The 13,326-nt window shown below is 37.6% G+C and carries 10 protein-coding genes; 3 read left to right on the top strand and 7 right to left on the bottom strand.

Annotation, left to right across the window (positions count from 1 at the left end; genetic code table 11):
• Positions 1 to 20 precede the first annotated feature (20 nt).
• Entirely contained in the window at positions 21 to 266 is a 246-nt protein-coding gene (locus D6734_05715; protein ID RMF95362.1) for a hypothetical protein, read from the bottom strand.
• Positions 267 to 498: 232 nt separating this feature from the next.
• Between D6734_05715 and D6734_05710 the strand changes: the two genes are divergently transcribed.
• The 3 genes from D6734_05710 to efp all read left to right on the top strand — a co-directional run bounded on the left by D6734_05710 (position 499) and on the right by efp (position 5,044).
• Entirely contained in the window at positions 499 to 3,291 is a 2,793-nt protein-coding gene (locus D6734_05710; protein ID RMF95361.1) for a hypothetical protein, read from the top strand.
• A gap of 344 nt (positions 3,292 to 3,635) precedes the next feature.
• Positions 3,636 to 4,373 carry a hypothetical protein gene (locus D6734_05705; protein ID RMF95360.1) on the top strand — a complete coding sequence of 246 codons (738 nt, stop codon included), beginning with the start codon at positions 3,636 to 3,638 and terminating at the stop codon, positions 4,371 to 4,373.
• Positions 4,374 to 4,486: 113 nt separating this feature from the next.
• A complete protein-coding gene (efp, locus tag D6734_05700) occupies positions 4,487 to 5,044 on the top strand; it encodes an elongation factor P (protein ID RMF95359.1) in 558 nt (185 codons plus the stop codon).
• A 30-nt stretch (positions 5,045 to 5,074) separates the two neighbouring features.
• On the opposite strand, the gene D6734_05695 is transcribed toward efp, so the two are convergent.
• From D6734_05695 to D6734_05670, 6 genes are all read right to left on the bottom strand, one after another.
• Positions 5,075 to 6,445 carry a tetratricopeptide repeat protein gene (locus tag D6734_05695; GenBank protein ID RMF95358.1) on the bottom strand — a complete coding sequence of 457 codons (1,371 nt, stop codon included), beginning with the start codon at positions 6,443 to 6,445 and terminating at the stop codon, positions 5,075 to 5,077.
• Positions 6,446 to 6,691 (bottom strand): hypothetical protein, encoded by a 246-nt coding sequence (locus D6734_05690; protein RMF95357.1) that lies wholly within the window; start codon positions 6,689 to 6,691, stop codon positions 6,446 to 6,448.
• A 410-nt stretch (positions 6,692 to 7,101) separates the two neighbouring features.
• Positions 7,102 to 8,181 (bottom strand): mannose-1-phosphate guanylyltransferase, encoded by a 1,080-nt coding sequence (locus D6734_05685; protein RMF95356.1) that lies wholly within the window; start codon positions 8,179 to 8,181, stop codon positions 7,102 to 7,104.
• Positions 8,181 to 8,600: a methylmalonyl-CoA epimerase gene (gene mce / locus D6734_05680; protein ID RMF95355.1), complete on the bottom strand. Its 420-nt coding sequence runs from the start codon at positions 8,598 to 8,600 to the stop codon at positions 8,181 to 8,183. Before mce ends, D6734_05685 begins: the two co-directional genes overlap by 1 nt.
• 26 nt (positions 8,601 to 8,626) lie before the next feature.
• Positions 8,627 to 10,279: a methylmalonyl-CoA mutase gene (locus tag D6734_05675; protein ID RMF95363.1), complete on the bottom strand. Its 1,653-nt coding sequence runs from the start codon at positions 10,277 to 10,279 to the stop codon at positions 8,627 to 8,629.
• A 480-nt stretch (positions 10,280 to 10,759) separates the two neighbouring features.
• Positions 10,760 to 13,171 (bottom strand): hypothetical protein, encoded by a 2,412-nt coding sequence (locus D6734_05670; GenBank protein RMF95354.1) that lies wholly within the window; start codon positions 13,169 to 13,171, stop codon positions 10,760 to 10,762.
• Positions 13,172 to 13,326: the final 155 nt, after the last annotated feature.

The following is a 13,326-nucleotide window of genomic DNA, read 5'->3' as shown; positions in this document are numbered from 1 at the left end:
TTTTTATACCACTTTCAGAACTAATTGTAGCTAATATTGTGGTCTGCTAATTCTTTCTTCTTTTTGAGATGTTTCAATGGAAATTTATTATCAAATGATGAATTTTCCCTATGTTGATTATAGTATCTGATTCTGTTGGTAATGATTTTCTTGGGAGATTTGAAGTTTTCTTGCTCAAAGAATAATAAAGGTTGTCCTCTTTCAGTCTTATAAAGAAAGACGCTATTTTGTAAAATGTGAAACCTGAATCTTATCCTACAAACCATAACTGCTACCTCCTCTCTTTTATGCCAACCAAAAATATTACTTAGGTCACTAAATTTTTTACCTAGCAGTTGCAGCAATTTTGGAAGGTAGTTTAATTTTTTACTTTATTTTCAATATCAATATGATAAGCAAAATGATAGTTAAATAAATTGAAATGAATTAAATGACATCGATATTGCATAATATTCGAAATTTTGCATTTTTTGAATATAAATAATTGGAGGATATTAGATGTCAAAATCAATTCGTTTATGTTGTGCCGTAGTGGTTTTATTATCTCTTTTTGTTTTTTCTGCTTGTTCGATATACAGAAGCCAACCTTTAGTTGCCAAGGATACACAGCTTGATAAGAGAGCAATAATTGCGAAGACGGCAACACTTCAGATTCCATTCATAGAGAACCGCGGGCAGTTGCCTAAAGAGGTGATGTATTATGCCAACACCTTTGCAGGAACTGTATATATCACCAATGATGGAGAAATCGGATATGGTTTGATTAAGAGAGAAGGGAAATATGAGGGGAATGTAAAGTCAGTTTATCTAAAGGAAAAACTCATTCATGCCAAATCTTCCAAGCCTGTTGGTGAGGATAAAGCGCTTACAAAGGTCAATTACTTTAGAGGGCGAGACAAGGATAAATGGCAGACAAACTTATCGACATATAATGAGATCAATCTTGGTGAAGTCTATGACGGAGTTGAGCTTAAACTTAAGGCATACGGCAACAATGTAGAAAAGTTGTTTACAGTGAAACCGTCGGGGAAGGTATCTGATATAAAGATGTCATTTGAAGGTGCAAAAGGAGTTAAGGTAATCGATACAGGAGAGCTTGAGTTATCAACTGAGTATGGGGACATAAAGTTTACGAAGCCTGTTGCCTATCAGGAGATCGGGGGGAAGAGAATTGATGTAAGATGTGAGTTTGTCATAGAAAAGGATGTCGTTGAGAGTTCCCCAATGGATCATGGCGATCCTATCATTTATGGTTTTCGTATAGCATCCTACAACAAAGACTATCCGATCATTATCGATCCTCAGCTTTCCTATTCCACATACCTTGGTGGAAGTGATGGGGATTATGGTTATGGCATTGCAGTGGACAGTGAAGGTAATGTCTATGTGACAGGTGAAACTTATTCTTTTGACTTTCCTACGGCTTCACCAATTCAGGGAAGCTTGGCAGCAGGAACTGATGATTATGATGCCTTTGTTACAAAGATAAATGCATCAGGCACTGCCCTTGTTTATTCCACATATCTCGGTGGAAATGATGAGGATCACGGTTATGGCATTGCAGTGGACAGTGAAGGTAATGCCTATGTGACAGGTTATACTTGGTCTTATGACTTTCCTACGGCTTCACCTATTCAGAAAAACTGGGGAGGACAGAGTGATGCCTTTGTTACAAAAATAAATGCATCAGGCACTGCACTCGTTTATTCTACATATCTCGGTGGTGGAAGTGAAGATAACGGTTATGGCATTGCAGTGGACAGCGAAGGTAATGCCTATGTGACAGGTTATACTTTGTCTTCTAACTTTCCCACGGCTTCACCTATTCAGAAAAACTGGGCAGGAGGAGAAGATGCCTTTGTTACAAAGATAAATGCCTCAGGCACTGACATTGTTTATTCCACATATCTCGGTGGAAATGAGGAGGATAAAGGTTATGGCATTGCAGTGGACAGCAAAGATAATGCTTATGTAACAGGTAATACTTGGTCTTCTGATTTTCCTACGGCTTCACCTATTCAGAAAAGCTTGGGAGGAGAAGGAGAAGATGCCTTTGTTACAAAGATAAATGCATCTGGTACTGCACTCGTTTATTCCACATACCTCGGTGGTGCTATTCATAGGGATTACGGTCGTGGTATTGCAGTGGACAGCGAAGGTAATGCCTATGTGACAGGTTATACTTTTTCTTCTGACTTTCCTACGGCTTCACCCATTCAGGAAGATTCGGCAGGAGGAATTGATGCCTTTGTTACAAAGATAAATGCATCAGGCACTGCACTCGTTTATTCCACATATCTCGGTGGAAATGGTTGGGATCGAGGTTATGGTATTGCAGTGGACAGCGAAGGTAATGCTTATGTGACAGGTAATACTTCTTCTTCTGACTTTCCTACGGCTTCACCCATTCAGCAAAGCTTGGCAGGAGGAACTCATTTCGAAGCTGATGCCTTTGTTACAAAGATAAATGCATCAGGCACAGCACTCGTTTATTCCACATACCTCGGTGGAAGTGATGATGAATATGGTGGTTATGGCATTGCAGTGGACGGCGAAGGTAATGCTTTTGCAACAGGTTATACTTGGTCTTCTGACTTCCCCACGACCTCATCCATTCAGGAAAGCTTCGCAGGAGGAACAGATGTCTTTGTTGCAATGATTGGAACTTGCACATACGGACTTTCAGATGACGGCGCTTCTTTTGATTCAACAGGCGGTACGGGTAATTTGACAGTCACGACTTCAGAAGGATGTGATTGGACAGCTGCGAGCAATGATTCGTGGATAACCATAACATCGGCTACGAGCGGTTCAGGGAATGGTGTCATCACATATACAGTTGCGCCCAATACGAGTGCAAATACCATCACGGGCACTATAACTATTGAAGACAAGACTTTTACTGTAACAGTATCCGCTGCTCCACTTTTAAAAAAATCACCTGACCTTATAGTTAAAAAAATTAAATGCCCAAGGAAGATTAAAAAGAAGAAAGCTACCATAAAAGCTGTGATTAAAAATATTGGTAAGAAAAAGGCATCTTCATCGACTGCCAAATTCTATCTCTCATCAAATAATGACAGCAGTATAACTGATGGAGATATAGTCGTTGGGGTCACACGGGTAAAGGGCTTAAAGAAGAAACAAAGTCGTGTTGTCAAATATAGATGGAAAGTTAATGAGGACCCCGGCAAGTATTATATAAAGGTTCAATGCGACAGTAAGAATGTTGTTGCAGAATCGAACGAGGAGAACAACATAAAGGCATCTAAGAAAGTAACAGTGAAATAGTGTTGTCTCACACTGTGGTGCGATGAGTCGATTAGATAATGTAATAAAGGAATGATTACATAAAAAGATGTGTTTGGTAGAGAAGCTTCTATTGCCCGTAAATTAAAATGGGAGGGTTTCTTTACAACTTTAAAAACAGTACTGCCCTTTACCCGAATAACAAATTACTCATAGAAGCTTCCGCTCAGGTTTGGCTTTCTTTCAACTATTTTACTCGATGAGGATTCTTTTCTAAAACCTTGTCTTGGACATATATCCAATTATGTAGTAATTAATCTTCAAACGATTAATCAACTAATTCAATCTTTATAGAAATTTTATAACTCATTCAAAGGAGACTAAAAATGGGCATAAACTCATTGCCGGAATATTGTTTCGAAGTACTTTCTAAAGAAATCGAGTTAAGAAAAGTGGAAGGGCTTGAAGATATCGAAACATTAAAGCTTCCTGATGGAAAAGATGGAGGAAGCATAAAAAAATATACGGCTGAAGGAATCAGCACTGTGGCACAAGTGCATTTTAAATTTGGAGATGGAATACCTGTTGCGCACCGCAACAATCAAATCGTTACTGATGCGGAATTGTTTATAATCCGTCCTGATTTTTCACGAAAAGTCCCATCATGGGGAATCAATACCGTTATCGCAAAAGACGGCACTTACTATTTTGATACGGATTTTTCATTCGGCTTTGATTTGGTCACCGATTATGAGTTTACAATGAAATATCTTGACCCATTCACTCCAATCCTTCAGGACTATGCAAAGAATAAGGGGTTGAATGTGATTCCCTTTTATGAATGGACTACATGGGTGCGCACACATACATCTCCGGTTTTTATGATTGCCGAAACAACTATCGATAATTCCTCAACAGTCCAAGGATTAGCTTCTGAATATATCAAACTTTGGGTAAAAATTTTCAAAGAAGCAGAAATCGGCGGAGAAGAGCTGAAAAATCAACAGGAATCAAGAATACGAGCGCAAATGGCAGGAATGAGAGATACTGACAGAATGGGAAAAGTAATTCGTAATGTCTATGGCGAAGAGAACTTTGTCAAGTTCTTCAAAGCATTGGCATAATAATCAAATACAGATTTGAAAAACTTGACAAGCTCTGTGCATCTGATAAATGAATTGCAAAAAAATAAAAATGATTGAATGTAAGACTAATAAGTAAGGAGATTATTTAAAAGATGATTTCAACAGCAGATTTTAGAAGAGGATTGAAGCTCAAACTTCCGGAAGGACTTTTTGAAATAACAGATATTCAACATACAAAGATGGCAAGAAGAGGAGCAACAATAAGGGTCAAGCTCAAAAACCTTCAAACAGGCGCCGTCATTGAAAGGGTTTACAACTCGGGTGAAACTTTTGATGAACCCGATTTTGAACAAAAAAACGCCCAATTCCTTTATGCTGATTCAGGACAATACCACTTTATGGAAAACGATACATATGAACAATTTCAGATGTCAGAAGAAGCCATCGGAGATAATCGCTGGTTTCTCAAAGAAGGAGACCAAATCAAAGTGCTTCTTTTTGAAGGCAACCCCATAAATATAGAAGTCCCACTCAAAGTTGTACTCAAAGTTACAGAAACGGAACCGGCAGTAAAGGGAGATACCGTCAGCGGTGCAACAAAAAATGCCACGCTTGAAACAGGGCTGGTTGTAAAGGTCCCCCTTTTTATTAAAGAAGGAGACCTTTTAAAGATTGATACACGGACAAAGTCTTATATAGAAAGAGCTTAAGGGATTACGCAAGAAAAGGGATTTTGTTTTTTATACCTGTCCTGTCTTTTCCTTATAATAATTTATCCACTTTGAGACGGCACTATTTTCAGGTATGCCTGTGACTTCTATCAAAGCAGTTTTCAGGGACACTCCTTCTTTAAGTTTCGCCATAATATCAATCAATCCCTTTCCTGAAGTATCGAGAAGTATGAAATCCACAAAGACATTTGATAAAATACGATAGATGGCAGATTCACCCTTTTCTGACGGAAATTCATTTGATTCAAGCACTTCTGAAAAATAACTTTCTGGAATATTATTTATGTAATCTCTATCTTCATTTGCCCAAAAAGAATACTGCGCAGTTTTCAAAGCTATGCCTTCGAAAAGAAGGTTTTGGCTATTATTCTTTACCAATGAAGAAAGCATCTTTTTTGTAAGAAAATACTTAATCTTTCTCTGAAACTCTCTATCTTCCAGCATTTCAGTTTGTAGATAGATTGTATCCATATTTGAAACATCAAATCCCAATTTTGGAGGCAGTGAATATTCATTAGAAGAAGACAACTTCAAATTGAGTTGTTTATCTGCATTTATTCCATACGCAGAGGAGAGAATAGAAGCAATTTCACCTGCCATAGAATAGAGATATTTTTCAAAAAGTTTGCTATAAGTCAAATCTGTTGATAATTGCAAAACAGTCTTCCCTCTTTCAACATTATACTCATTTATAGAATATCTATTCTCAATCCTCCGCTTTATTATTTGAGCAGAAGCGCTCAAATTCAGAAAATCGTTGTCGTTATCAAGATATTCATATGCCTCCGCAGGCTTTCCCATTTCGTCTAAAATACCGGCAAGAAGAGCCAAATAATCAGCATCATTTCCAAAACTTTTTTCATACTCTTTCAAAAAATTCAGTGCGCTGTCCAATTCTCCCATCATTGAATAAGCATTTGCTTTTTCTAAAATGAGCGCCTTCGTTGGGGAAATTTCAATGGCTTTATCATAGAAATTATGCGCTTCCTTGTATTTGCCCTCATTCAAATTCTGTAGAGCCAAAAGATTATAAATTTTCTGCAAAGATTTATTCACTTCATCAGTTTCTTTAATTTTTGCCGCTTGTTCTAAGAGCTCTACTGCGCGTTGAAGGTCTCCTTCTGAATATTTTCTCAATCCTTCTAAATAAAACAGTTCATAATCTTTATTTGAAACATCTCTATCACCATCCAATCGATTACTCTCCGAATCTTTTCCCTTATCCTGCATAAATAGTCTTTCACTTCTTTTATCTTCAATGCTTGCTGTATTAAAGGAAGGACTGTAATAAAAATATAGAGTAATAAAAATCGCAATTATACTGATAATCAGATTTCTTATAATATTTGGAATGGAAAAGATTTTTTTCCATTGAGACATTTAGTCAATCCTCACTCCAAAAAGTTTGAGGATATAGTAAACAATATATGTACCAGCCAAGAGAATTGATACTTGAAGAGGATATCCAATCAGAAAATTGTAAGTCATATTCCAATAAAAGAGAATGTACTTCCAGACTTCAAGTATTGTCTCTTCTTCTATAAGCAGAAATCCCGCCCACGAGAGAAGAAAAGCAATGAAATCCACTGCAATCAGTGCATATAGAAAACCCTTTCGGTCCTTCACTTTTGATCTCCACGATTACAAATCTATATTATAGCATTTTATTGATCTTATCAGTAAAAATTACAAATTCAGTTAGATAACAAAAGTCGCTGCATTGAAACACTACTATGGCTACTTTTTCAACTGATTAGACACCTTGAAAGAATAAGCCACAATCTTTTTCCTTATACCACCTTATTGATTCTTTTTTTCAAACCCAATATGGACCTCTTTTCTTGATCACCTGCAGCATAAGCAGATGACTATGTAAAGAAGCGATGAAAGCCAAAACTTTGTTATCGGTATCTATTTTTAAAATTGTCCGCCGTAAAAGGGCAAAAAATTGAAATTGGACCGTACCATTAGGGACACTTGCAGGATAACTTCTTGGCTTTTATTTTTTTGAAATAGCTCTATGATACACAAATAAATCAAAGCAGGTCTTTTCTTTCCTTTTTTTCAAGAAACTCGACAACTTTTCTTACCTGCTGAGAATTATTCCTTCGGCACACAAAAACCTTTTCACCTGACTTTACCACAATCAAATCTTTTACTCCTTGAAGGACAATTGACCCTTCACGGCTAAATGCAATATTATTTTGTGAATCCAAAATATAATTATCGCCTGATGAAATATTGCCATTTCTATCTTTTGGGAAAACATTCTCCAGTGCGTCCCAACTGCCAATATCTGTCCAATTCATCGATGATGGAATCATTAGAATATTTTTGGATTTCTCTAAAAGGGCATAATCTATGGAAATATTTTCAAGTTTCTTGTATTCCTTCTTCAATACACTCTGATATTTCGAAGTCCCTATTGCCTTTTCAATCCTTTGTAGTGCTTTGTAAAGATTTGGCGTATATCTTTTCATTTCATCGAGCAGGACATCCGTCGACCATCCAAAAATTCCGCTATTCCAAAAATAATTTCCCGATTCCACATATCTCTTGGCTACTTTGAGAGAGGGTTTTTCTGTAAATTTCTCAACTTCACAGACGCTCAATCCTTCTATTTTTTTCACTTTTCTTCCCATTTTGATATAACCGTATCCTGTTTCAGGATAAAGCGGCTTAAAACCGATTGTGTGAAGTGAATCGAATTCATCTAAAGACCTGAAAACAGCCTTCAATGTTTTCCTCAATTTTGCAGGAGTTTTTATAATGTGGTCTGAAGGCATTACAACAAATGCTGAATTTGATGATTTTTTTCTTATATGTACTGCCGCCAACCCTATGCAGGCAGCTGTATTTTTCCCTTCCGGTTCAAGCAGAATATTCTCTTCGGGAAGTTCTTTGAGCTGTTCTTTCACCACATCATATTGGTCTTTTGCCGTTACGATGATTACTTGTTCAATTGTGAAGAGCGGCTTTAAACGATTGACTGTGGCTTGAATGAGACTTTCTTTTCCTAAAAGACGCAAAAACTGCTTTGGCGTATTGCCTGCGCTCAATGGCCAAAAGCGCGTTCCTCTTCCACCTGCCATTATAACTGCAAATTTATCTTTCATTACTTTTCTACCAATTCTGTCAGAATACCTGATGAACTTTTTGGATGAAGAAAAGCAATCTTTTTATTATGAAGTCCCCTGCGGGGCTTTTTATCGATTAAAACAACTCCCTCGGACTCGAGCTCATCGAGTGCTTCTTCTATATTGTCTACTTCATATGCAATATGGTGAATACCGCTTCCCTTCTTCTCCACAAATTTTTTTATAGGACTGTCATCTTTTATTGCTTCAAGAAACTCGATTTTTGAATCACCAACTTTGAAGGCAAGAATTTTTACTCCCTGTGATTCAACCTCCTCAACATCAAAGGCATCGAGTTTCAAAACATTGGAATAAAAGGTTTTTACATCATCAAGACTTTTTACGGCAATTCCAATATGGTCTATTTTATTTATTTTCAATATCTTATCCTCTATCATTTAATCCATTGCATTAATGCATCATACTACAATATGACCGTTTCCTTATGCTCACCGAATACCTTTTTCAGAGTACCTGCGATTTCTCCAAGAGTATTGTAATCACGCACTGCATCTATAATTGCAGGCATCAAATTACCACTGCCCTTTGCAGTCTCCTCAACTTTAGCAAGAGATTCTGCGCACTTCTTGTTATCCCGCCTATTCCTCAATGCAGCCAATTTTTCTTTCTGCTTCTTTTCAATTGCAGGGTCAACCTTCAGAATGTCTTCAATTGGCTCTTCTTCAATCGTAAATTCATTTACACCGACAACGATTTGCTCCTTTGATTCAACCATCTTCTGATAGGCATATGCGCTGTCCTGAATCTCCTTTTGAATATAACCTGCTTCGATTGCCTTCATCATTCCACCCATTGAATCTATCTTATCTATATATTCCTGTGCTCTTCTCTCAATTTCATTAGTTAAACTCTCAATCGCATATGAACCGCCAACAGGATCAACTGTATCAGCAACTCCGGACTCGTAGGCAATAATCTGTTGAGTTCGAAGAGCAATTCTCACTGCATCTTCCGTTGGCAGAGCAAGGGCTTCGTCCATCGAATTGGTATGAAGTGACTGTGTTCCTCCAAGCACAGCGGCTAACGCCTGAATAGTTACGCGAATAATGTTCGTTTGCGGCTGTTGCGCTGTCAGAGTGCAACCTGCTGTCTGTGTGTGAAATCTTAGCATACAGGAGCGGTCCTCTTTTGCTTTGAACCTTTCTTTCATTATCTTTGCCCACAGACGGCGCGCCGCCCTGAATTTTGCTATTTCTTCAATAAAGTTGTTATGAACATTGAAAAAGAAGGAAATTCTTCTCGCAAAAGCATCGACTTCAAGCCCTGCTTTAATGGCGGCTTCAACATAGGCAATGCCGTCTGCAAGTGTGAATGCAACTTCCTGCACTGCTGATGAGCCTGCTTCTCTAATATGATATCCGCTCACACTGATTGTATTGAATTTTGGAAGATTGTCCTTACAATAGGCAAAAATATCCGTAATTATTCTCATCGATGGTTCAGGAGGATAGATAAATGTGCCCCTTGCAACATATTCTTTCAAAATATCGTTCTGAATGGTGCCTGATAGTTTTTCAGGAGCTACTCCCTGTTTTTCACCAACCACAATATACATTGCAAGCAGAAGACTCGCTGTGGCATTTATTGTCATCGATGTGCTGACTTTATCGAGAGGGATTCCCTTGAAGAGGATTTCCATATCTTCAAGTGAATCTATGGCAACCCCTACTTTGCCGACTTCACCTGCCGACATTGGGTCGTCAGAATCATATCCCATCTGCGTAGGAAGGTCAAAGGCGATACTTAATCCCGTCTGCCCATTATTCAGCAAATAATGATATCTTTTGTTTGATTCCTCGGCATCTCCAAAACCTGCATACTGCCTCATTGTCCAGAGTCTGCCGCGATACATCGTTTTTTGGACGCCCCGTGTAAAGGGATATTCTCCCGGCACTCCTATCTCTTTTTCAACATCGATATCTTTGGTGTCAAGAGGAGTGTATAAAAGTTTAACCGGTATTCCTGAAGTTGTATTGCGCGGATTCAGTGCATCTTTCTGTTTGCTCTCTTTAATACTTTCTTCCCATCTTTCAATTCGTTTTTTTATGTCTCCAATGTCGTCATTCACCTTTAAACATCTCCTTTAAATTAATTTAGTCTCATGGATTAAGATTTTACTTTTACATCATCTAAAACTATTAAGTCAAGAGGATAGCATTTTGGATAAACTCAGATGTAAATTCAACCCCATAGGTCATTGTCCAGCTTGATGGTCATTGCAAATCATAAGGTCATCCCCCCAAACTACACATAATCATCCTTCGACTTGTTCGGATGCTCAGGATATTGATTTTTTCCCTATCTTCCGTTCTCGGCCGGAATATGAAGCTATTGAATATCGGAAGACGACATATAAGGGTATCTTATGAGTATGATAAAAATTAGAATGTAATTGGCATAGAAATACTTAAAGGATCAAAAGCTCCCGCATCTTTTATTCAAGCATTAAATCAGAAAGCCACAAAAAGAAAAATTTCAGTGCTGAATGTTCAATGCCAGTCCCAAATCAAAGTATTTAAAACTATTCTCCAAATAATCACTTGGAATCTTTTATTCCTGATATTTTCTTCCAGTTGCTCTTGCTGTATTTTGTGGTAACACGGATTTTTACTTTATTCGCTGTAACAGATGTTATTTTTATTGTTACTGATTTACCATCCCATGAAGTAATGAAACCATCTGCTCCTTTTGTAATGACTCCATATTTTGCAGGGCCAACATGTCCGGCTGTAATAGTTATTTCATCACCTGTTTTTATTCGTTGAGACGATATGTCTTTAATTTTTGGTTTTTTTGTAGGTTTCTTAAATTTGAATTTCTTCCATGTTTCAGCCCATATCCCCTTTGCATCTTCTACATATACGGCTGTTTTATATCCTTTCCTACCGCTTCGGAGCCCCCACGGGACAGTAACTTTGATTTGATTATTTTTCCAGGAGATAATCACCCCTTTATAATGGTAACTACCAAAGTAGACATTGCCCGGACTCTCACCAAAGCCATCGCCTTTTATAGTAATCTTATCACCGTATCCTGCATGTTTTTTATTTATAGATGACACTACGGGAGGAACAATATCACTTGCAACAGATGAATCCTCTAATATTGTAAGACCATTTTTCCCACTTGCAAGGTAAACGAAATTATTAGAAGCAAAAATCGAAGAAGAAAATGCAGCATCTTTATCATCATATATATCAAGCAATTTAGGGTTTGAACGATTAGAAACATCAATTACTGCAATACCGGTATGAGTATCGAACCATCCAAAAACAGCCGCATAAGCTTTATTGCCCGATACATATATTATTCCAACCGTTTCCTCATCAGAACCCGGATTTGAAAGAATATTTGGAAAACGCTCTGGTGACTCAGGATTGCTTATGTCGTAAATTAAAAAGGAACCTTCTGAACCAAAATAGGCAGTCTTACCCGCAATAAATATACTGTCCAAATAATTTTCATCCCCTCCCAAATATCCCAACTTTTTTATCAAAGATGGAGATTTAGGTTTTTCGATATCTATAGTATATAAATAGCGCTGACTAACAAATAATGTTTTACCGGAGACAAAAATCTTAGAAGGCCTGCTAAATTTACGCGTCTTGCCGAGCAGTTTCGGTGATGCAGGTTTGCTCACATCTATTATTTTGATTTTTCCTCCGCTTTTACCAACATAGGCAAGATTGCCTGAAACAGTTACTCTCGTTGCCTCTTCAATTGCATAGCTTGAAAGAAGTGTTGGAGATATGGGATTGGTTACATCTATGATTACAAGCCCTTTATCGAAATCAGCGATAAATGCTGTGTTGCCTTCAATAAATACTTCCTGAGTGTCGCCACCTGTATAATATTGCCCGAGAAATGCAGGAGACGATTGGTCAGAAACATCAAATATACCCAATCCACCGTTAGCGAGATAGGCAATCGTTCCTGAAATTACGATGTCTTTAACTGTACCGATATTTTCGGATGAACCGAGCATTGTAAGATTTGATGTATCTGAAATATCTATAATTTCAAAACCGGGAGATGAAGATGAAATTACATAAAGTTTATTTGCAGAGGAATCCATTCCCCTAAAGGAACCACCATAAGTGCTGATTATTGAAGGCGAAGACAGTATGCTAACATCTATCAGTGTAAGACCGCTGGTGCCGCTAACGAAAGCTGTTGTACCAGAAATAAGAATACCAGTATAATTTCCGCTTGTTTCACCAATCACAACCGGCGATGATGGGTCAGAGACATCAAGTATTTTAAATCCTTCACTGTCGACAATGTATGCTGTTGTACTGGAAACAAATACATCTACAACTTTATCACCATAGCTACCTAAAAGACTTGGTGATGAAGGGTCTGAAATATCGATGATAACAAGTTTATTATAACCTGCAATATATGCTGTGGTTCCGCTTACAAAATAGTTACTATTGTATCCTGCTAAACTTGATTCGAATTCTCCAAGAAGCACAGGAGATGATGGGCTACTGACATCAAATATTAGCATTCCGTGTGCGTGTCTATGTATATAAACTTTGTCATCTGAAACAAAAAAACCATCAAAGTTGGAAACAGCAAAGTTCAATGAAGAATCTGTATCATATGATGAAAGAAGAGAAGGTTGTGCAGGGTCAGAAACATCTAATATCAAAAGGCCTCTATCATCAACTTGAGTATATGCAGTTCCACCGGCTACGATAATACCTATGACTGCATTAGATGTTTTATAAAAAGCCACAAGTTGCGGTGAGGAAGATATTGAAACATCAAAAATTTGAATTCCGTGTTCCATTGCCACATAGGCATAGTTCCCTTGCACTTTAATATCATTAAAGGCACCTCCGAAAGTTCCAACAAGGGATAAGTCAGAGGCATCAGCATGAAACACTGACAACACTGCAAGTATTGCAACGATAAGTACGACCCTTTTCACTCTTCTATTCATCTCATTTCCTCAACACAGCTTACTCTTTTTAGCGTTTATTTGTCAATTATATTATAAAAAAGAATAAATATTACTTATTTGTCACTATTTCAGAGCTTTTTCTGTATAAAATATTCTCAATGTTTGATATGCCATTATCACCGAGGTGGTCGGCC

It is taken from the genome of Candidatus Schekmanbacteria bacterium, from assembly GCA_003695725.1.
Classification (GTDB): Bacteria; Schekmanbacteria; GWA2-38-11; order GWA2-38-11; family J061; genus J061.
The sequence above is the reverse complement of the archived record's forward strand: the minus strand, read 5'-3'. Positions and strand labels throughout refer to the sequence as shown.

Excerpts from the sequence above, each read along its gene's own strand:
- efp (RMF95359.1), top strand. The coding sequence starts at position 4,487 with ATGATTTCAACAGCAGATTTTAGAAGAGGATTGAAGCTCAAACTTCCG.
- mce (RMF95355.1), bottom strand. The coding sequence starts at position 8,600 with ATGATAGAGGATAAGATATTGAAAATAAATAAAATAGACCATATTGGA.
- D6734_05670 (RMF95354.1), bottom strand. The coding sequence starts at position 13,171 with ATGAATAGAAGAGTGAAAAGGGTCGTACTTATCGTTGCAATACTTGCA.
- D6734_05715 (RMF95362.1), bottom strand. The coding sequence starts at position 266 with ATGGTTTGTAGGATAAGATTCAGGTTTCACATTTTACAAAATAGCGTC.
- D6734_05695 (RMF95358.1), bottom strand. The coding sequence starts at position 6,445 with ATGTCTCAATGGAAAAAAATCTTTTCCATTCCAAATATTATAAGAAAT.
- D6734_05685 (RMF95356.1), bottom strand. The coding sequence starts at position 8,181 with ATGAAAGATAAATTTGCAGTTATAATGGCAGGTGGAAGAGGAACGCGC.
- D6734_05705 (RMF95360.1), top strand. The coding sequence starts at position 3,636 with ATGGGCATAAACTCATTGCCGGAATATTGTTTCGAAGTACTTTCTAAA.
- D6734_05710 (RMF95361.1), top strand. The coding sequence starts at position 499 with ATGTCAAAATCAATTCGTTTATGTTGTGCCGTAGTGGTTTTATTATCT.